Annotated in this window: 17 protein-coding genes and 1 pseudogene; 13 read left to right on the top strand and 5 right to left on the bottom strand. The window is 74.4% G+C overall.

Features of this window, described 5'->3' with window-relative positions; all coding sequences use genetic code 11:
• The 6 genes from G9H71_RS16985 to G9H71_RS16960 all read left to right on the top strand — a co-directional run.
• The coding region (locus G9H71_RS16985) for a glycosyltransferase (RefSeq protein ID WP_166283917.1) at positions 1 to 818 on the top strand (818 nt) is incomplete at its 5' end.
• Positions 818 to 2023: a glycosyltransferase family 4 protein gene (locus G9H71_RS16980; protein WP_166283915.1), complete on the top strand. Its 1206-nt coding sequence runs from the start codon at positions 818 to 820 to the stop codon at positions 2021 to 2023. The genes G9H71_RS16985 and G9H71_RS16980, both read left to right, overlap by 1 nt.
• Before the next feature lie 82 nt (positions 2024 to 2105).
• On the top strand, positions 2106 to 2984 hold the full coding sequence (locus G9H71_RS16975) for an ABC transporter permease (protein WP_166283913.1): 879 nt from the start codon (positions 2106 to 2108) through the stop codon (positions 2982 to 2984).
• On the top strand, positions 2968 to 3786 hold the full coding sequence (locus G9H71_RS16970; RefSeq protein ID WP_231134977.1) for an ABC transporter ATP-binding protein: 819 nt from the start codon (positions 2968 to 2970) through the stop codon (positions 3784 to 3786). Before G9H71_RS16975 ends, G9H71_RS16970 begins: the two co-directional genes overlap by 17 nt.
• 5 nt (positions 3787 to 3791) lie before the next feature.
• Positions 3792 to 4901: a glycosyltransferase gene (locus G9H71_RS16965; protein ID WP_166283911.1), complete on the top strand. Its 1110-nt coding sequence runs from the start codon at positions 3792 to 3794 to the stop codon at positions 4899 to 4901.
• On the top strand, positions 4898 to 6655 hold the full coding sequence (locus G9H71_RS16960) for a hypothetical protein (RefSeq protein WP_166283909.1): 1758 nt from the start codon (positions 4898 to 4900) through the stop codon (positions 6653 to 6655). Before G9H71_RS16965 ends, G9H71_RS16960 begins: the two co-directional genes overlap by 4 nt.
• Positions 6656 to 6893: 238 nt before the next feature.
• On the opposite strand, the gene G9H71_RS16955 is transcribed toward G9H71_RS16960, so the two are convergent.
• The 3 genes from G9H71_RS16955 to G9H71_RS16945 form a co-directional block, all read right to left on the bottom strand.
• Entirely contained in the window at positions 6894 to 7802 is a 909-nt protein-coding gene (locus G9H71_RS16955) for a PDDEXK family nuclease (protein ID WP_166283906.1), read from the bottom strand.
• Between the two features lie 376 nt (positions 7803 to 8178).
• Positions 8179 to 8667, bottom strand: coding sequence for a hypothetical protein (locus G9H71_RS16950; protein ID WP_166283904.1), 489 nt, complete (start codon positions 8665 to 8667; stop codon positions 8179 to 8181).
• A complete protein-coding gene (locus G9H71_RS16945) occupies positions 8664 to 9974 on the bottom strand; it encodes a glycosyltransferase (RefSeq protein WP_196792204.1) in 1311 nt (436 codons plus the stop codon). The genes G9H71_RS16950 and G9H71_RS16945 overlap by 4 nt, the downstream gene beginning before the upstream one ends.
• Before the next feature lie 143 nt (positions 9975 to 10117).
• Between G9H71_RS16945 and G9H71_RS16940 the strand changes: the two genes are divergently transcribed.
• From G9H71_RS16940 to G9H71_RS16930, 3 genes are read left to right on the top strand one after another with little or no spacing between them, the layout of a single operon-like run.
• Positions 10118 to 10714 (top strand): acyltransferase, encoded by a 597-nt coding sequence (locus tag G9H71_RS16940; RefSeq protein ID WP_166283902.1) that lies wholly within the window; start codon positions 10118 to 10120, stop codon positions 10712 to 10714.
• A complete protein-coding gene (locus G9H71_RS16935) occupies positions 10711 to 11787 on the top strand; it encodes a DegT/DnrJ/EryC1/StrS family aminotransferase (protein ID WP_166283900.1) in 1077 nt (358 codons plus the stop codon). Before G9H71_RS16940 ends, G9H71_RS16935 begins: the two co-directional genes overlap by 4 nt.
• Before the next feature lies 1 nt (position 11788).
• Positions 11789 to 12787 (top strand): Gfo/Idh/MocA family protein, encoded by a 999-nt coding sequence (locus tag G9H71_RS16930; protein WP_166283898.1) that lies wholly within the window; start codon positions 11789 to 11791, stop codon positions 12785 to 12787.
• A 110-nt stretch (positions 12788 to 12897) separates the two neighbouring features.
• Here the strand turns inward: G9H71_RS16930 and G9H71_RS16925 are convergent, their stop codons facing one another.
• Together G9H71_RS16925 and wecB are read right to left on the bottom strand one after the other, a co-directional pair.
• Complete coding sequence (locus tag G9H71_RS16925; protein WP_166283896.1) at positions 12898 to 14874, bottom strand: heparinase II/III domain-containing protein; 1977 nt, start codon at positions 14872 to 14874, stop codon at positions 12898 to 12900.
• Positions 14875 to 15002: 128 nt separating this feature from the next.
• The gene (wecB, locus tag G9H71_RS16920) at positions 15003 to 16070 is read right to left on the bottom strand and encodes a non-hydrolyzing UDP-N-acetylglucosamine 2-epimerase (protein WP_166283894.1); all 1068 of its coding nucleotides are present in this window, start codon (positions 16068 to 16070) and stop codon (positions 15003 to 15005) included.
• Positions 16071 to 16195: 125 nt separating this feature from the next.
• On the opposite strand from wecB, the gene G9H71_RS16915 reads away from it, so the two are divergent.
• The 4 genes and pseudogenes from G9H71_RS16915 to G9H71_RS16900 form a co-directional block, all read left to right on the top strand.
• Positions 16196 to 17494 (top strand): nucleotide sugar dehydrogenase, encoded by a 1299-nt coding sequence (locus tag G9H71_RS16915; protein ID WP_166283892.1) that lies wholly within the window; start codon positions 16196 to 16198, stop codon positions 17492 to 17494.
• A complete protein-coding gene (locus G9H71_RS23965; RefSeq protein WP_166283890.1) occupies positions 17491 to 18180 on the top strand; it encodes a class I SAM-dependent methyltransferase in 690 nt (229 codons plus the stop codon). Before G9H71_RS16915 ends, G9H71_RS23965 begins: the two co-directional genes overlap by 4 nt.
• Positions 18181 to 18192: 12 nt before the next feature.
• Positions 18193 to 19077 carry a hypothetical protein gene (locus G9H71_RS16905; protein WP_166283888.1) on the top strand — a complete coding sequence of 295 codons (885 nt, stop codon included), beginning with the start codon at positions 18193 to 18195 and terminating at the stop codon, positions 19075 to 19077.
• Positions 19074 to 19415, top strand: a pseudogene (locus tag G9H71_RS16900) (glycosyltransferase family 4 protein); the annotation flags it as partial. The gene G9H71_RS16905 and the pseudogene G9H71_RS16900, both read left to right, overlap by 4 nt.

Genomic DNA, 19415 nt, shown 5'->3' with positions numbered 1-19415 from the left:
CCGGCCGCACGCCCGCCGGGCTGAACGTCGCGATCGCGGCCGCCCGCCACGACATCGTCGTGCGCGTCGACGGCCACGGGATGCTCGGCCCGGGCTACGTGCAGACGGCGGTGGAGCTGCTCGACGACACCGGCGCGGACAACGTCGGCGGCGTGATGGCCGCCGAGGGGGAGACGGCCTTCGAGCAGGCCGTGGCGCGCGCGATGACGACGTGGCTCGGCGTCGGGGGCGCGCGCTTCCACACCGGTGGCGAGCCCGGGCCGGCCGACACGGTCTACCTCGGCGTCTTCCGCCGCACGACGCTGGAGCGGCTCGGCGGCTACGACGAGTCCTTCCAGCGCGCCCAGGACTGGGAGCTGAACCACCGCATCCGCGAGGCGGGCGGCCTGGTGTGGTTCTCGCCCGACCTGCAGGTGTCCTACCGCCCGCGGCCCAACCCGAAGGCGCTCGCCCGCCAGTACTTCCACTACGGCCGCTGGCGTCGGGTCGTCATGCGGCGGCACTCCGGGACGGTGACCGCGCGCTACCTCGCGGCGCCGGCGGCGCTGGTCGGCGTCGTCGGGGGCACCGCGGCGGGCGTCCTCGTGCACCGCGCGGGCTTCCTGCTGCCGGCGGGGTACGCCCTCGCGATCGGCGCCGGCTCGGTTGTCACCGGACGCGGCCTGCCGCCGCGTGCGCTGGCCGCGCTCCCCGTCGTCTACGCCACCATGCACATGTCGTGGGGCGCCGGCTTCCTGACCAGCCCGCGCAGCCTGGTCCCCGCGCTCGCGCGGGTGGGGGCGGTCCCGCCGCACCCGCCCGCTCCCCAGGAGGCCTAGTGCGCGTCCTCATGCTCGTGACCTCCGACGTCGCGGGCGACTCCCGCGTGGTGCGCGAGGCCTCGACGCTGGCCGCCGCGGGCCACGCCGTCCACGTCATCGGCCGCGGCGTGCCGTCGGGATGGCAGCCGCCGGCCGGGGTGACGGTGTCCTCGGTCGACGCCGGCACCGGGCTGCGGCGCGACCGGGGGACGTCCGAGCCCTCGGCCGACCCGGGCGGCCAGCCCTCTGCGCTGCCGGCGGGCAGCCCCGTACGCCGTGCCCTCCCGCCGCACCTGCGCGCCGCGCGCTGGGCGCTGCTGCCGCGCCACAACGCCACCGTCCTCGCCCGCTTCACCGCCGGCGCGGCCGCCGACGCGGCCGGCCGCGACGCCGACGTCGTGCACGCGCACGACTTCAACACCCTCGCCCTGGCCACCCGGCTGGCCGAGGCCAAGCAGGCGCGGCTGGTCTACGACACCCACGAGTTCTGGTCCGGCCGCCCCCGCGTCGGGCGGCCCACGCCGTACGCCGCCCGCCGCGACCTCGCCGCCGAGCGCGCGCTGGGTGCCCGCGCCGACGCCGTGATCACGGTCGGCCCGGGCGTCGCCGGGCTGCTGCGCCAGGAGTTCGGCTGGGAGCACGTGACGGTCGTGCGCAACTCGTTCCCGCTGCCGGAGACGCCCTACGCCCTGCCCGACGCGCCGACGGGCGCGGTCTACGCCGGGCGGATGGCGCCGTACCGCGAGCTCGAGACCGTCGCCGACGCAGCCCGCCGGCTCGAGGGCCTGCGGCTCACTGCGATCGGCCCGGCGGACCCGACCTGGCTGGCGACGTTCGAGCCGGGGCCGCTGGAGGTGCGGCCGGCGCTGCCGCTGCCCGAGGCCGAGCAGATGATCGCCGAGCGCGGGCTCGCGCTGGTGACGCACTCGGCGCGCTGGGTCAACCACCGCGTCGCGCTGCCGAACAAGCTGTTCCTCGCGGTCCGGGTCGGGGTGCCGGTCGTCGCCACCGACGTCGACGAGCTGGCCGGCGTGGTCCGCCAGCACGGGCTCGGCACGTTGTACGCCCCGGGCGACGCGGTGGGCCTGGCGCGCGCGGTGCGCGAGGCCGTCGAGCGCTGGCCGGAGCTCGTCGCGGCGGTGCGGGCGGCGCAGCCGGCGCTGTCCTGGGACGTGGACGCGGCCGCGCTGCTGTCGGTCTACCGCGCGTTGGAGCGCGGGTAGGGCACTGCGCGGCCGGTATCCTCGGGGGCTGGCCCGGTAGCGACCCCGGGCGTTTCTTGCCTACCGAGGAGCCACTGCGCGTATGTCGATCAGCGCCACGCCCTCGGACGCGGCGACCCGCCCGGACGACTACAGCCCTGAGCGGCACGTCTACGAGCCGCACCGGGCCGGCATGCCGAAGTTCGGGCCGTACGTCCGCCAGCTCTGGCACCGGCGCAGCTTCCTCTGGGAGCTCTCGCGCTCGAACCTGCGCACCGCCAACCAGAACACCGCCCTCGGGCAGCTCTGGCTGGTGCTGAACCCGCTGCTGCTCGGCGCGGTCTACTTCCTGCTCGTCAACATCCTGCGCGGCGGCGAGCACCCGGACAACTTCTTCCCGCACCTGCTCGCGGGGCTGTTCGCCTACTACTTCGTCAGCGGCTCCATGACCGCGGGCGCGCGCTCGGTGACCTCGGGCGGGCGGCTGATCCTCAATACCGCGTTCCCGCGGCTGCTGCTGCCGCTGTCCTCGACGCTGACCGCGTTCCTGCGCTTCCTGCCCACGCTCGTGGTCTACGCGGTCGTGCACGTGGTCAACGGCGTGGACGTCGGGCCGCACCTGCTGCTCGCGGTGCCGATGATCGTCGAGCTTGCGCTCTTCGCGGCCGGGGCGGCCTTCCTGGTCGCGACGCTGCACGTCTACTTCCGCGACACGGCGGCGTTCCTGCCGTACTTCGTGCGCATCTGGCTCTACCTGTCGCCGGTGCTCTACTTCCCCGAGCAGATGTACGACCGGCTGGGCGCGCTGTCGTACGTCAACCCGCTCTACTTCCTGCTCGGTGGCTGGACGGAGGTCCTCGTCGAGGGCACGATCCCCAGCGCGACCATGCTGCTCGGGGGCGCGGCCTGGTCGGTCGGGCTGTTCGTCATCGGTGCCACCTTCCTCGTCTCCCGGGAGCGCGAGTTTGCTGTCCGTCTCTGAGCTGCAGGCCCGGCGCGGGGTCTACGAGCCGGCCATCAGCGTCGAGAACCTCTCGGTCACCTACCGAGTCGCGATCGACCGCAAGCAGACGCTGCGCTCGGCCGCCAAGCGGCTGGGCCGCCGCCAGCGGCTGGTCAAGGAGGTGCACGCCCTCAAGGACGTGAGCTTCTCGGTCAGCCCGGGCGCGGTCATGGGCATCGTCGGGGCCAACGGCGCCGGCAAGTCGACGCTCATGCGCGCGGTGGCCGGCATCCTGCCCCCGTCCAAGGGCCGCATCGTCGTCAACGGCCGCGTCTCCACGCTGCTTGCGCTCGGCGTCGGCTTCAACGGCGCGCTGTCCGGGCGGGAGAACATCCTGCTCGGCGGGCTCGCGGCCGGCCTCTCGCGCCGACAGATCGAGCAGCGCTTCGAGGCGATCGCGGACTTCACCGGCCTCGACATCGACATCCTCGAGCGCCCGATGCGCACCTACTCCTCGGGCCAGTACTCCCGCGTCGCCTTCGCCGTCGCCGTGCACATGGAGCCGGACGTGCTGATCGTCGACGAGGCGCTCTCGGCCGGCGACGCGAAGTTCAAGAAGCGGGCGGAGGCCAAGATGCGCGAGCTCGTCGTCGAGGACAGCTCGCGCACGGTCCTGCTCGTCACGCACGGCCTCGCCACGATCCAGAAGATGTGCAACGAGGCCATCTGGCTGCACGAGGGCCGGCTGATGAAGCACGGCCAGCCCGGTCACGTCACCCGCGACTACATGAAGTTCATGGCCGTCCAGGAGTCCGAGGCGACCGCGCTCGAGGACATCTAGCGCCGATGGGGGCCGCCGCCTTCGACGTCAGCGTCGTGTCGACCGCGCACGACGTCGCCGACGCCCGCCTGCACCGGCTCTGCGCGGCGTTCGTGCGGGCGGGGCTCTCGGTCGAGGTACGCGGCCTCGGGTCCGCCTCCGACGCTCCGCGCGGGGTGGCCTCGGTCGTCGCCCGGCCGCGGGCCGGGCGGGCCGGGCGTGCGGTGCAGGCCGTCGCGCTGCCGTGGGAGGCGCGCGGGCGCGTCGTCCTGACGGTCGACCCGGACACCGTGCCCGCCACGATGCTGCGCCGCGCGCTCTCGCGGTTCCGGCCCGGACCCGCCCGCTACGCCGTCGTGGACGTGCACGAGGACTACGCCGCACTCCTGCACGACCGGGCCTGGGCCCGCGGGGTCGTCGGGCGCGCGGCGGACGCCCTGGTCAGCTGCGCGAGCGCGCTGGCCCGGCGGGCCGACATCACGGTGGTCGCGGACGAGCACGTGCCGCCGCTGGCCGCCAGCCGGCGCCGGGTCGTCCGCAACCTGCCGGACGGGAGCTACCTGCCCGCCTGGTCGCCCCGCTCGCCGGAGCCGCGGGCGGTCCACATCGGCGACCTGCGCCGCTCACGCGGGCTGTTCGCCATGCTCGAGGCGCTGGAGCACGCCCCGTCCTGGACGCTCGACCTCGTCGGGCCGGTGGCGCCGTCGGACCGCTCGGAGCTGGAGGCGTGGCTCGCCTCCTCGTCCGCCGCGCCGCGCGTGCGGCTGCACGGCCGGCTCCCACCGCGGGAGTCCTGGGCGATCGCCGCGGGCGCCTGGGCCGGGCTCGCCCTGCTCGAGGACACGCCGGCGTTCCGGGCCGCGGTCCCGACCAAGGTCTACGAGTACCTCGGCGCGGGGCTCGCCGTCGTTGCCACGCCGCTGCCGCGGACGGCCGCGCTCGTCGAGGACGCCGGTGCGGGCGCAATCGTGCCCACCGGCGAGGCCGCCGGCAAGGTGCTCGAGGCCTGGGCGCGCGACCCGGCGCCCCTGGAGGCCGCCCGCGCCGCCGCGCGCGCCTGGGCCGCCGAGGGGCTGGGCGGCGCGTCGGCGTACGACGAGCTGGCGGGCGAGGTCGCGAGGCTCGCCCGCGGATGAGCCTGCTGCTCACCGTCTCGGACGCGCGGGACGGCTACGACGACGACGCCGCGCTCGCCCGGTCGCTCGCCCGGGCTGCCGGCTGGGACGCCGCGTCGGTGCTGCTGGTCGCGCCGGGCGGGCCGCGGACGGCCGGGACCGACGCCACCGGCGCGCGCTGGGTGCGGGTGCCGGCCCCGACGCGCGTCGCGGACCCGCTGCGCACGCAGCTCAAGGCGATCGACGACCGGCTGTTCGGCGTACGCGCGGCGCTCGCCGCAGACCCCGGGCGCGCCGCGCGGCTTAAGCTCGCGGCCGAGGAGCGGGCGCTGCGCACCCTGCGCGAGCGGGTCGAGGCCAACGGGGTCGACGCCGCCGAGTCGATCGCGGCTGCCGACCGGCTCGACGCGCTCGTCGGGGCGCTCGCACGCGAGGTGAAGGCGCTGGCGCCGACGCTGGTCGTGGCCTGTGGGTCGGAGGCGTTCCTCGCCGCCGTGCGCGTCGGTGCCCGCACGGTGCATGTGGAGCACGTCGCGGACGTCTCGACCGACACCGAGTACGGGCTCGTCGTCCGCGAGCGGCTCGCGGAGCTCGGCTCGCGCTCGCTCTTCGACATGCCCACGGGGCGGACCGTGGCCTCCTGGGGGCACGTGCTGCGTGAGGCCGGGGTCGAGGGGGCTCCGGACTCGCTGCCTCCGGTGCCCGCTCCCCAGCAGGCCGAGCCGGTGGGTGAGGGCTTCGCGGACGTACGCCTCGGCGTCGGCCCGGCGGGCTTCGCCGGGCAGGCATGGGCCTGGGCCTCTGCCGCCCGGACGTCGCTCGGCGTCACGGCGGAGGTCGTCACCGTCGAGCAGGACGTGCTCAACTTCCCGGCCGACGTCCGGCCCTCGCCGGCGGAGTGGGCGTCGCTGGACTGGCAGGTCACGCAGCTGCCGCGCGCGCTGGCCTGGACCCACGCGCTGTCGGAGTCCGTACGCCCCCTGCTCGGCCTGCTCAACGGCTCGGTGCTCACCGGCGACCTGCCGGCCCTGCGCCGCGCGGCCGTCTCGGTCGGCGTGGTCTGCCACGGCAGCGAGATCCGCGACCCGCGGCTGCACGGCCGGCTCTACGAGCACGCGCCGTTCGGCGACGAGTTCGACGACGTGCCGCGGCTGCAGGAGGTCGCGGACCGCAACGCGCGGATCCTCAACGGCTTCGCGGGACCAGTTTTCGTCTCGACCCCGGACCTGCTCGACTCCCTCCCGCACGCGGTCTGGCTGCCGGTCACGGTGCTCGAGCCCGACTTCGCCCCGGGCTCGGCCGTGCTCGAGCGGGACGTACCGGTCGTGCTGCACGCCCCGTCCTCCCCGCGCTGGAAGGGCACGTCGGCCATCGAGCCCGTCCTCGCGCGGCTGGTCGCCGAGGGGCTGGTGGACTACCGGAGGCTCGACGCCGTCCCCCCGGCGCAGCTGCCGGCCCTGCTGCGCGAGGCCGACGTCGTGATCGACCACGTCGTCGTCGGCAACTACGGCGTCCTCGCCTGCCAGGCCCTAGCCGCCGGCCGGGTCGTCGTCGGCCACGTCTCCGACCGCGTACGCCGCCGGGTGCCGCTGCCGGTGCCGATCGTGGAGGCGACGCCCCCGACGCTGGAGGCGGTCCTGCGGTCGCTGCTCGCCGACCGTGCTGCGGCGCGCGCGGCTGCTGCCGAGGGGCCGGGCTTCGTGCGCGCGCTGCACGACGGGCGGCTCGCGGCGTCCGTCCTGCGGCCGTGGCTGTCCGGGGCGGTGCGCTGGTAGGCGTGTCGGCTTGCCGCTCGATCCGGCGGGTGCGCTGTAGGGCGGCGACGTAGGTGTCGGCGTGCAGCGCGCGGCGTCGACTGTCGTGCATGCGGCAGTAGACGCCGCATGCTTGTGCCGAGCGGGCGAGTGCCAGCTGCGACGGAGCGAAGGCCTGGTCGCGCTCGGGGGCTGACTGCGAGGGCGGCCGAAGCGCGCGGCGTTGACTGTCGTGGGCGCGACACCGCGTACCGCATGCTCATGACCGCCTCGACCAACCGGCCTGGATAAGCGCGGCCTCGATGGCTGCGGCGACGACCTCGGGCTGCTCACGGACCATGAACGAGGGGAACCGCAGTACGCGCTGCCCCTCGAGTACGAGGGCGTTGTCACGGGCCATGTCGTCCCACCACGCGGAGATGTCGAGGTGCCCGCGGCCGTCCACCTCCAGGACTAGGTTCCACTCCGGCCACGCCGCGTCCAGCCACCTGACGCGACCGTCTCGGTCCTTGCGCCGGACCTGTCGCCCGGGTTCGGGCAGGCCCGCCTTGCGACACAGCCGCGGGACTTCGGCTTCGGCCAGGGTGTGCGCCCCACCGGCGACGTCGGCGATCGTTCCCGCGACCAGGGCGCGGCGCCGCGTGTTCTTCCGCGCCGCGACGACCAGGGCCAGGTCGGAAGCCCGGACCAGCCGTTGCTGGGCTCCGGCGTGCAGCACGGACCGGGCGAAGGTGTCGGACGGCCCCCAGGTGGCGGAGTCGACGAGCGAGCGCGCGATCCGCGTACGAGGCGGCGAAGCCCCGGGCTGGACGTGCTCGGCCGCCAGCAGGGTCGAGGACCGGACCATCAAGCCGGGGCGGGTCGACGAGCGCTTGAGCCCATGGGGCACGAGCACCCAGCGTCGGTCGTCGTCGTAGCCGCGCAGGCCGCCTTCCACCGCTGCCGTCAGACCCGCGAGCACCGCGGACCGGCCGGCGGACAGGACGTCGACCCACCGCTCCTGCCGCGTCGTCAGTGGACCGGAGTGAGCGACCAGGACGCCTCGGGCCGGGTGCTGCCAGCGCCCGCGTGCGACGCGCCACCGCACGGCGCTCAGCCCGAGGGCGTCGACGGCCTGGTCCCAGGTGAGCACGTCGTCCTGCAGGGCCAGAAGCTCATCGAGAGGCATGTCGTAGAGCGTGGGAGAGAGCCGCGGCGGCGCGGGGGCCGGGAGGCCCGACTGTGGAGGACGCGGCGCCTGTGGACAGCGGCCGGTTGAAGCGTGCGGCGTCTGGTGCTGTGGGGACGGCAGTGGGCGCCGCATGCTTGTGCCGACCTATACACGGCCACCGTGCCCTGCCCGCGGGCACAGAGCATGCGATGTCTGCTGCTGTGGGGACGACAGTAGGCGCCGCATGCTTTGGGCGGGCGTCGACCGTGGGCTGCGGGTCCCACCCCGGCCGGAGCACGCGGCGTCCACTGCCGCGGGCGCGACACCACACGCCGCATGCTGGTGCCTCAGCGCGCTGGACGAGCCGACCAGCCGGACGAGCGGACGAGCCGGCCTACCCCCCGTACCGCGTCATCACGTTCGCCAGCGCCCCCAGCCCGTTGACCGCGGTGAGGTCGGGCCGGCGGCGGGCCAGCTTCCACACCACCAGCCCGGCGTCGCGGTCGACGGCGGCCGCCACGTCCGCGGCGCGCGCCACGCGGACGGCGTCGATGTCGTGGAGCAGGCGCCGGGCGTACGCCCATCCCGGCATGCGGCCGAGCACCTTCGTCCGGTACGGCTCCGCACGCCGCACCAGGCCGCGTACGACCCGGGCGAGCGCCGCCGAGCGGGGCGCGAGCGCGGGCACGGTCGGGCGCAGGCCGGTGGGCAGCAGCAGGACGACCTCGCCGCCGGTGGCGTGGACCGCCGCGCGAAGCTCCTCGTCGAGCGCCTTGAACGACACGACGTCGGCCTGCCAGCCGGCCGCGCCCAGCGCGCGGACCTGCTGCAGCAGCGGGTCGCGGGCGAGCCGGGGCCCGCCGAGCACGAGCAGCGCCCTCACGCCGCCACCGCCTTCAGCTCCGACACCCGCGGATCGAGCTGCCGGTCGCGCCGGTAGCGGGCCGCGAACTCCACGCCGGCGGACCGGATCACCGGGTCGGCGGCGACGGCAGCGGCGGCCGCGTCGGCGAGCGCACGTCCGACGTCTGCCGCGGACAGGGACGCGGCCGGGAACCAGAGCGGGTAGCCGCGCAGCACCTCGGACGCGGCGTTCCCGGGGTCGTGCACGGACACGATGGGCAGGCCCGTGGCGAGGTACTCGTAGACCTTGCCGGAGGTGACGTAGCGCCCGGTGCCGAGCACGAGCAGCAGCGCGTCGAAGCGCTCGTAGACCGACCGGACCGCGGCCTTGGGCACCGGCCCTTCGTAGGACACCCCGACGTCCGCGCCCGACTCGACCACCCGCTGCATCGCCGGGTTGGGGAGCGCGTAGTGGCCGAGGTAGCCGTGGATCTCCACCCGCGACCGCTCGAGCACGGGGTCGAGCGCACGGGCTGCCCGCCATCCCTCGACCAGCTCGGCGAGCGGGACCTTGCCGCTGACGGTGCCGACGTAGCCGAACGTCAGCCCGGCTTCCGTCGACGGCACCCGCGCCGTGCCCTCGGCGGCGAACTCCGGGTCGTAGCCGTTCGCCACGACCCTCAGCTTCGACGCGGTCTCGGGGTACGTCGCGGCGTGCCACGCGCGGATCGGCTCGTTGACGAACCACACCTCACGGGCGTCCGTCATCAGCGACCGCTCCCACTTCTCCACCCGGCTGCCGGGCTGGTGGAGCCGGTCGCCCGAGAAGACGTCGAGCGACCAGGCGTCGCGGTAGTCCATGACGTACGGCACGCCGTGCTTGTCGTGCAGCCGCCGGGCCGCGGTGAACGTCACGTGCGGGTTGGCGGTGGCGACACAGAGGTCGATCCGGCGCTCGGCGGCCAGCCGGTCGACGGCCTTCTCGAGCTCGCGGCGCCAGGGGCCGTACGCCGGCTCGGGGAACGGCACCTGGTCCAGCTCCTTGCGGGCCCGGGCCCAGAGCCGCGGCGCGTACGCCCGCAGCGCGGGCCACTGGCGTACGTCCGGCTCCAGCGTGGGCCAGGAGAACGGGATGCGCTCGACGCGCACCGACGGGTCGACCCGCTCCTCGAGCGAGGGGTCCACGCCGGTGTAGCGCTCGAACGCCTCCCGCTCGGGCGTGAGGACCGTCACGTCCCAGCCGCCGCGGGCGAAGGCGTTGGCGGTGGCGAGGGCGCGGTAGACGCCTCCGGCGCGGCAAGGAGGAAATCCCCAGACGACATAGAGCACGTGCGGTCGCCCGGGCAATTCAGACCCTCCTGTTACGCTGCGTCGTCGAAGTGAGCGACCCCAGCCTAGGGGGCGCGGAGCGCCGGAGCCGCGCACGGCCGGCGCCCGGCTATCGTCGGGGCGGCGAGTCCCGACGCGAGAGACGGCAGGTCGTGCACCCGATGGCGCGAATCCACCCCAGCGCGGATGTCGACGAGCGCGCGACCCTCGGTGAGGGCACCTCGGTCTGGCACCTGGCGCAGGTCCGCGAGGACGCGGTGCTCGGCAAGGGCTGCATCGTCGGCCGCGGCGCCTACGTCGGGTCCGGCGTGCGCATGGGCGACAACTGCAAGCTGCAGAACTACGCGCTGGTCTACGAGCCGGCGGTGCTGGAGGACGGCGTCTTCGTCGGCCCTGCCGCGGTGTTCACCAACGACCACTACCCGCGGTCGATCGCCCCGGACGGCACCCTGAAGCGCGGTGACGACTGGGAGGCCGTCGGCGTCACCGTGCGGCACGGCGCGTCGATCGGCGCGCGCGCGGTCTGCGTGGCCCCGGTCACGGTCGGCCGTTGGGCGCTGGTCGCCGCCGGCGCGGTGGTCACGAAGGACGTACCCGACTTCGCCCTTGTCGCCGGCGTGCCCGCCAAGCGCATCCGCTGGGTCGGCAAGGCCGGCGAGCCGCTGGAGCCGACGGGGGAGCCCGGGCGCTGGCGGTGCCCGACGACGGGCGAGACCTATCTCGAGCAGGACGACATTCTCACGGAGGAGACGCGATGATCCCCGCCGCAAAGCCGCTGATCGGCGAGGAGGAGCGCGCGGCGGTCGACCGCGTACTGCAGACCGGCAAGGTCGCCCAAGGGCCCGAGGTCGCGGCGTTCGAAGCCGAGTTCGGTGAAGCAGTCGTCAGTGGTCGCAACTGCGTCGCGGTCAACAGCGGCACCTCGGGGCAGCACCTCGGACTGCTGGCCGCGGGCGTCGGCCCGGGCGACGAGGTCATCGTCCCGTCCTTCACCTTCGCGGCGACGGCCAACTCGGTGGCGATCACCGGCGCGACGCCGGTGTTCGCGGACATCGACCCCGCGTCGTTCTGCCTCGACCCGGCCGCCGTCGAGGCCGCCATCACGCCGCGGACCAAGGGCGTCATGCCGGTCCACCTCTACGGCCACCCGGCCGACATGACCCGTCTCGGCGAGATCGCGGACAAGAGCGGGCTGCAGGTCTACGAGGACGCCGCCCAGGCGCACGCCGCCGAGTGGCAGGGGCGCCGCGTCGGCACCTTCGGCACGTGGGCGATGTTCAGCCTCTACCCGACCAAGAACATGACCTCGATCGAGGGCGGCATGGTGGCCTGCGACGGCGAGGTCGCGCGCAAGGTCCGGTTGCTGCGCAACCAGGGCATGGAGAAGCAGTACCAGAACGAGGTCGTCGGTCTGAACAACCGCATGAGCGACGTGCATGCCGCGGTCGGCCGGGTGCAGCTCACCAAGCTCGCGGGCTGGACCGCGAAGCGCCAGGAGAACGCCGCCTTCCTCGACGCCAACCTCGAGGGTGTCGTCACGCCGCCCGTCGCCGACGGCGCCGTGCACGTCTACCACCAGTACACGATCCGCGTGCCCGGCGACCGCGACCGGTTCCAGAAGGCACTGGCGGAGGAGTACGCCGTGGGCAGCGGCGTCTACTACCCGATCCCCAACCACCGGCTGCCGTCCTTCGGCCTGACGCTCGACCTGCCGGAGACCGAGCGCGCGGCACGCGAGGTCCTGTCGCTGCCGGTGCACCCGTCGCTGACGCAGGCAGACCTCGAGCAGATCGTCACGGCCGTCAACGCATGTGCGAAGGCGGGTTCCTGACATGGCGGTCCTGCGTGCGGGCCTGATCGGGCTCGGCATGATGGGGCGGCACCACGCCCGGGTGCTCCGCTCCCTCGATGGCGTCGAGCTCGTCGCCGTCGCCGACCCGGGCGGCGACCCGCACGGCGTGTCCAACGGCCTCGGCGTGCTCGCCTCTGCGAAGGAGCTCGTCGCGGCCGGCATCGACATGGCCGTCGTCGCGGTGCCGACGATCTTCCACGAGGAGGTCGCGCTCACCCTCGCCGCGGCCGGGGTCCACACCCTCGTCGAGAAGCCGCTGGCCCCCGACGTCGAGGCGGCCCGCCGGATCGTGAAGGCGTTCGAGGACGCCGGGCTGGTCGGCGCCGTCGGGCACATCGAGCGCTACAACCCCTCGCTCCAGAGCCTGCGCGCCCGGCTCGAGCAGGGCGAGCTCGGGGCGATCTACCAGCTGGCCACTCGTCGCCAGGGCCCCTTCCCGAACCGCATCGCCGACGTCGGCGTGGTCAAGGACCTCGCGACCCACGACATCGACTCGACGGCCTGGGTCACCGGCAGCCGTTTCGTGTCCGTGTCGGCCCGGACGGCGTACAAGTCGGGGCGTGAGCACGAGGACCTCGTGGCCGCCGTCGGGGCGCTCGAGGACGGGACCATCACCAACCATCTGGTGAACTGGCTTTCGCCCATGAAGGAGCGGGTCACGATCGTCACGGGGGAGAAGGGCACGTTCGTGGCCGACACCCTCACCGCCGACCTGACCTTCTACAGCAACGGCTCGGTGCCCACGACCTGGGACCAGATCGCCAAGTTCCGCGGTGTGACCGAGGGCGACGTCGTCCGCTTCGCGATCCCGAAGCCGGAGCCGCTGATGACCGAGGACGCGGCGTTCCGTGACGCGATCCTCGGCAAGCGCTCCGACGTGGTGACGATGGCGCAGGGCCTCGCCACCGTCGGCGTCGCCGAGGCCTGCATCCGCAGCGCGCAGCAGGGCGTCACGGTCTCCGTGGACGAGCTGGTCTGACGCACCCCTGAACCTCTCCCGCTGATCATGCACATGTGGCGAGTTGTCCACAGCCGAGGGCTTGTGGACAACTCGCCAACATTGCTTGATCAGCGCTGAGGGCGTGCGGGTCAGCGCGAGAGCGCGCCGTCCGCCGCGAGGGTGGCGTTGACCGTACGGTCACCGATCGTCAGCGTGATCGCGTAGCCGCCCGTGCCGTTCGGCGTCGCCGTGGCGCTGACCGCTGCTCCGGCCGCGGCCGGGACGACCGCCGTGAGCATCGTGACCTTGCCGCCGGTCGCGCCGACGACGACCGTGCTGACGGCCTGCCGGGTGCCCGGGCTCGGCGACGTCCAGCCCTGGTAGGGGCTCGTGGCGCCGCGGACGATCTTGGTCGCGGTGGCGGCGCCGCCGGTGACGGCGATCGGGAGGACGTGGACCGTCGTGTCACCGCTGGTGGCGACTGCGCCGTTGCCCGAGGGCGACGCCACGAACGGCGTGCCGAGGTGCCACAGCTGGTTGTAGTGGCGCTTCGTCGACGACGTCAGCGTGTCGGCGACGATCATGGCGTCCGGCTGCGGGGTGAGCGTGGTCAGGACGCTGCGCTGGCGGGTGACGCCGGCGTACGGCTTGTCGACCACGACGAAGGAGTCGCCGGAGTCGGACAGGGTGGCCTTGGTGAGCGAGGTCTTCGCGTAGCGCTCGTGCTTCAGGCCGTCGACGGTGACGAGGTTGTGCGCCTCCGGCGAGATGATGTAGTCGCGGTACTTGCCCTTGGTGTAGCCCGAGTGGCCGCCGTCGGTGAGGATCTGCTGCCCGCGGGCGTAGAACGTGACCGAGGTGTGGTCGTCGTGGCCGTGGTACATCCGGCCCGCGCCGAAGCGCAGCGAGTAGAAGCTCTCCTGGGCGAACGGCCGGTCGGTGCCCCAGCCGCTGCGGCCGAAGACGTAGCCACCGTTGGTCCGGCTGTTGTAGACGCCGACGCGCTCGGTCGGGCGGGGGCCGCTGGCGCCCTGGGTGGCCGCGTACTCCGCGACCGTGCCGTAGATCGGCGACGCGACGGCCTTGGTGTCACCGAGCTGCTCGAGCTTGCCGTCGGGCCGGTGCGCCGCGGCGATGAAGCTCACGGCGTTCTGCAGCTGGGCGCCGACGCCGACGCTCAGCGCGCCGCAGGTCTGCAGCCGGTCGAGCGTCTTCGTCCAGAGGCCGAAGTTGTAGGCGCTGTAGCCCGGGGCCTGCTCGTTGTCCACGCCCTGGGCGTCATAGACCTTGTTGGCGTGCTTGCCGATGCGGCGCAGGCCGACGTTGAGCCAGTCCTGGCGGCCCAGCTCGCAGCCGGCGCTGATCACGCCGAGGCTCTGGTCGAGGCCGATGTTGTTCGGGCCCTGCCAGCGCGGCCAGTCCGCGGCCGGCTTCCAGTTCGAGTAGACGTAGCGGCGGGAGTCGGCGTCGCGACGGTTGCTGAGCTTGTCCGACGAGGAGCCGATGAGGAACGCCACGTGGCGCGCGATGGTCGAGTCGAGCCAGCCCTGCGCACCGACGGTCTGGCGCAGGCAGAGCAGGAACTGCAGGCGGTGGCCGGCGTTGGAGACGATGCCGCGGGTCGAGCCGCGCGGGTCGGTCTTCTCCCAGCTGGGGTTGTCGGCCACCCAGTCCTTGGTGACGGCGACGGCGCGGGCGTACTGCGCGTTCTTCTCCGCCGCCGTGTAGTTGCGCCAGTAGGGCTTGCGCGGGTAGGTGAAGTCGCGGTCCTGGCTGAGCAGCGAGCCGAGCCACTTCAGCGAGTGCAGCCAGGCGGTGCCGGACACGCCGAGCGACGGCTGGCGCCAGGTGACGTTGCCGTTGCCGTTGCCGACGACCTTCGCGGCGATGCCGGGGGCCTTGAAGCCGTCGCGCATCACGAAGCCGACCAGGTCGGCCTTGGGGTCGCCGTTGAGCAGGCGAGGGTTGTCCAGGCCGCTGTAGCCCAGGCAGGCCGAGCTTCCGACGGTGGTGGCCGCGGACGCGGCGGGGGCGGCGACCGTGCCGGGGACGGCGAGGACGCCGGCGGCGACGACGGTCAGTGAGGCGAGGGAGGCGGCGACGCGCGTACGGGGGAGGAGGCGCATGGGGGGTGCTTCGGATCCTTCCGGGCGAACTTGAGAAGTAGAACCCGGTGGCCTGCGCCACGCATCCCGTCTGCGCGTTTTCTCAGCTTTCGCACCTCGTGAGGACCGTCACGCTCCGACTGCGACGGTCAGCTCTGCGTACGCTCCGCCAGCGTCGCGACGACCCGCTCCGCCGCGTCCCCCGTGCCGTACGGCGCCGCGTCGGTGTCCGCCGGGCGCGGCCTGGTGACGGCCTCGGCCACGCCGGTGAGGTCCGCGCGCAGCACGTTCCACCCGAGGTCGACCGTCTCGACCCACTCGGTCTCGGTCCGCAGCGTCGTGCACGGGACGCGGAGCAGGAACGCTTCCTTCTGCAGGCCCCCGGAGTCGGTCACCACGCCGGCCGACCCCATGACGGCGCGGACCATCTCGGGGTACGGCAGCGGCGCGGTGGGGTGCAGCGACCCGGCCCGCAGCTCGAGCCCGAGAGCTGCTGCCCGGGCGGCCAGCCGCGGGTGGGCCAGCAGGACGACCGGGTGGGGGAGCCCGGCCAGTGTCTCGACGATCGCCCGCAGCCGGTCCGGGTCGTCGGTGTTCTCGGCCCGATGGATCGTCGCGAGCAGGTACGCCCCGGCGGGGTCGACGCCCTCGGGCAGCTGGGGGACGCGGTCGGCCATGCCGTCGCGCACCGTGAGCAGCACGTCCGTCATGACGTCGCCCACCAGCACGGTCCGCTCCGCCAGCCCCTCGGCGGCCAGGTGGTCGACGGCGACCCGGGTCGGGGCGAGCAGCAGGTCCGCGGCGTGGTCGGTCAGGACGCGGTTGTGCTCCTCGGGCATGCGCCGGTTGAACGAGCGAAGCCCGGCCTCGAGGTGGGCGACCGGCAGGTGGAGCTTCACCGCCGCCAGGGCGCCGGCGAGCGTGGAGTTGGTGTCGCCGTAGACGAGGACCCAGTCGGGCCGGTGCTCGTCGAGGACGGCGTCCATCGCCGAGAGGATCGCACCGGTCTGGACGCCGTGGCTGCCCGAGCCGACACCGAGGTGGACGTCGGGAGAGGGGATCTGCAGATCAGCGAAGAAGACGTCGCTCATCACCGCGTCGTAGTGCTGGCCGGTGTGGACGATGACGTGATCGTGGCCGCTGCCGGCGAAGGCGCGGGCGACGGGGGCGAGCTTGACGAACTGGGGGCGGGCGCCGACGACGCTGAGCACCTTCACCGGCGGTTCCTCCACAGGTCGGGGCCGGACGCCCGGGCATCCACAGGCGCGGCGTCCGAGGCGGGATTTCCGTCTCGGCGGACGCTAGCCTAGGCACGTCCTCGTCCCCCGCTCCGGAGCGTGCTGTGAAGGTCTGCGTCGTCGCCCTCGGCAAGATCGGGCTGCCCCTCGCGGTGCAGTTCGCGTCCAAGGGCCACACGGTTCTCGGCGCGGACGTGAGCCAGCGCGTCGTCGATCTCGTCAACGCGGGGCAGGAGCCCTTCCCGGGCGAGGCCCACCTCGCCGAGAAGCTGCGGGAGGCGGTCGACGCCGGCCTGCTGACGGCGACCACGGACACCGCCTCCGCGGTGGCGCAGAGTGACGCCGTCGTCGTGGTCGTGCCCCTCTTCGTCGACAACGAGGGCGTTCCGGACTTCGGTTGGATGGACGACGCGACGCGCGCCATCGCGGCCGGGCTCAAGCCCGGGACGCTCGTGTCCTACGAGACGACGCTCCCGGTCGGCACGACGCGCACCCGGTTCCAGCCGATGCTCGAGGAGGGGTCGGGCCTCGTGGCCGACGGCTCCGAGTCCGGCTTCGCGCTCGTCTTCAGCCCGGAGCGGGTCCTCACCGGAAGGGTCTTCGCCGACCTGCGCCGCTACCCCAAGCTCGTGGGCGGCATCGACGAGGCGAGCGCCAAGCGCGGCGTGGAGTTCTACGAGGCGGTGCTCGACTTCGACGAGCGCCCCGACCTGCCCCGCCTCAACGGCGTCTGGGACCTCGGCTCGGCCGAGGCGTCCGAGCTGGCCAAGCTGGCGGAGACGACCTACCGCGACGTCAACATCGGCCTCGCCAACCAGTTCGCCCGGTTCGCGGGCGAGCACGGCATCGACGTGCTGCAGGTCATCGAGGCCTCGAACTCCCAGCCCTACAGCCACATCCACTCGCCCGGCATCGCCGTCGGCGGGCACTGCATCCCGATCTACCCGCGGTTCTACCTCTGGAACGACCCGGCCGCGACGGTCGTGCAGGCCGCTCGCGAGGCCAACGCGCAGATGCCGGAGTACGCCGTCGCCCTGCTCGAGGGCGCGTACGGCGACCTGACCGGCGCCCGGGTCGTGGTCCTGGGTGCGGCCTACCGCGGCGGGGTGAAGGAGACGGCGTTCAGCGGCGTCTTCCCGACCGTCGAGGCGCTCAAGGCACGCGGCGCGCAGGTGGCCGTGCACGACCCGATGTACACCGACGACGAGCTCGAGCGCCTCGGCTTCACGCCCTACGCGCTCGGCCAGCCGGTCGACGCGGCCGTCGTGCAGGCCGACCACGCCGACTACCGCTCGCTCGGCGCCGAGGACCTGCCGGGCGTCAAGGCCGTCGTCGACGGGCGCCGCGTGACCGACCCGGCCCGCTTCCCCGGCGTGGTCCGCCGGGTGATCGGCGCCGCGTGACCCAGCCCGTCCCTCCCTCCGTGCTCACCAGCGAGGAGGCCGCGGCGTACTGGGACGCCCGTCACCGTCGGCGCGGCGACCTCGCCTCCGGCGGCAACGTCCACTTCGACGAGCCGACCAACGAGATCTTCTACGCCGTACGCCTCGGCCGGCTGCTGGAGATCGTCGGCGACGCGAACGCGGCCGCCGAGCCGCTGCGGCTGCTCGACGCCGGCTGCGGCAAGGGCTGGTTCGCCCGCTCGATGGCCCGCTTCGGCCACAGCGTCGACGCGGTCGACGCGAGCCCGGCGGCGATCGAGGCGTGCCGCGCGGCCAGCGCCGACGTGCCGGGGCGCGCCCCGAGCTACGCCGTCTCCACGCTGTCGACGTGGCGGCCGGGCTGCCTCTACGACGTCGTCTACTCGGTCGACGTGCTCTTCCACATCGTCGACGAGGACGAGTGGGCGGCGTCCGTGCGCGGGCTCGCGTCACTCGTGCGCCTCGGCGGCCTGCTCGCCGTCAGCGACTGGGACGTCGCCGAGCGGCGCGTGCTCGGCAGCTACCAGGTGGTGCGCGCCCGGGCGCAGTACGACGAGCTGCTCGCTACCCGCGGGCTGGAGCGCGCCGCGGTCGGGGTCGAGGGCTTCGTGCCGGACGGCTTCCGCGGCAGCCCCGTCGGCTTCCACGTCTTCCGTCGGACCAGCTGAGAGGACCTGCTGGTGGCATTGCAGCTGCGTGACGCCCTGCGCCCCTACCTGCCGGAGGGCCGGCGCGTACGCCTGGCCGGGCTGCCGGACGCGGCCGGGGCCGACCTCGTCCGCCACCTCCAGCTGCTCGACGGCGCGGACGTGGCTGCCGATGACCCCGGCGCCTCGGCCGGCTCGGGTGGCGCGGGCGGCTCGGGCGGCGCGACCGCCTCGGGCGGCGCGACCGGCGCTGCCTCACAGCCCGGCGTCCTCACCGTGCTCGGCTGGCCGGTGGGCGACCCGGCCGCAGAGGCGCGCGTCGAGCAGGCCCTGGACGCCGCGCCGGCCGGGGCGACGCTCGCCGTCGTGCTCGACCAGGGCGCGCTCGTCGCCCCGTGGCCGCGGCTGCTCGACGTCGCCGGGGCCACGGACTGCCAGGTCCTCGACGCCGTCCCCGTGCTCGGCGACTGGCCGCTCGTCGTGCTGCTGGCCAAGGACGGGCCGCTCGTGCCGCCCGCGCGCTACCTCGGGCCGCCGTCCGCCGCCACCGCCGAGCCTGGCGCCGCGCCCGAGGGCCCTGCAGCGCAGCGGCGCCTCGCCCGTCGACTGGCCGGGGAGCTCGTCTTCGCCGGCCTGCGCGAGCGCGCGCTGACCGCGCAGCTGGCGGACGTCCGCGCCGAGCTGGACGCCCTGCGGACCCAGCCGCCGCCGCAGGGCGAGCTGCAGGCCGCCCGCCGGGAGGCCGCGGCCGCGCAGGCCCGCGTGCTACGGCTGGAGTCGTCCGGCGCGCTGCGGCTGGGCCGCGCGCTGGCCGGGGCGCGTTCTCCACGCGGGGCGCTCCGGCTCCCCGCCGAGCTCGCCGCACTGGCCCGCAGCCGCTCGGCCGGGCGTGGCGCCGCGGGCGGAGGCCGGCCGTGACGACGGTCGCCATGCTCGCCGGCAACGACGTCGCGACCGACACGCGCATCCGCAAGACCGCCTTGTCGCTGGCGCGGCTCGGGCTGGACGTGACGGTGGTCGCCTACGCCCCTGACGGCGAGCGCAGCGAGTCGATGCTCGGGCCGGTGCGCGTCGTCCGCGTGCCGGTGGTGTGGGGGCTGCGCGACTCGGTGCGCGAGCGGCGCGAGCGGCGGCGGACGGCGCCGCGGGTCGTCGGCTACGCGACGCGTTTCGAGGAGCGCGAAGCCCGGGTGCGTGCCCGCCTCGGCTTCGAGGAGGCCACGTTGCAGGGCGGGCCGGTGGCGCAGGCGCGCCGC

This window comes from Motilibacter deserti (assembly GCF_011250635.1).
Taxonomy (GTDB): domain Bacteria; phylum Actinomycetota; class Actinomycetes; order Motilibacterales; family Motilibacteraceae; genus Motilibacter_A; species Motilibacter_A deserti.
This window is presented reverse-complemented; position numbering and strand designations above follow the sequence as displayed.

Coding starts and splice junctions, on each gene's coding strand:
- G9H71_RS16975 (WP_166283913.1), top strand. CDS start 2,106: ATGTCGATCAGCGCCACGCCCTCGGACGCGGCGACCCGCCCGGACGAC.
- G9H71_RS16965 (WP_166283911.1), top strand. CDS start 3,792: ATGGGGGCCGCCGCCTTCGACGTCAGCGTCGTGTCGACCGCGCACGAC.
- G9H71_RS16960 (WP_166283909.1), top strand. CDS start 4,898: ATGAGCCTGCTGCTCACCGTCTCGGACGCGCGGGACGGCTACGACGAC.
- G9H71_RS16955 (WP_166283906.1), bottom strand. CDS start 7,802: ATGCCTCTCGATGAGCTTCTGGCCCTGCAGGACGACGTGCTCACCTGG.
- G9H71_RS16940 (WP_166283902.1), top strand. CDS start 10,118: ATGGCGCGAATCCACCCCAGCGCGGATGTCGACGAGCGCGCGACCCTC.
- G9H71_RS16935 (WP_166283900.1), top strand. CDS start 10,711: ATGATCCCCGCCGCAAAGCCGCTGATCGGCGAGGAGGAGCGCGCGGCG.
- G9H71_RS16930 (WP_166283898.1), top strand. CDS start 11,789: ATGGCGGTCCTGCGTGCGGGCCTGATCGGGCTCGGCATGATGGGGCGG.
- G9H71_RS16925 (WP_166283896.1), bottom strand. CDS start 14,874: ATGCGCCTCCTCCCCCGTACGCGCGTCGCCGCCTCCCTCGCCTCACTG.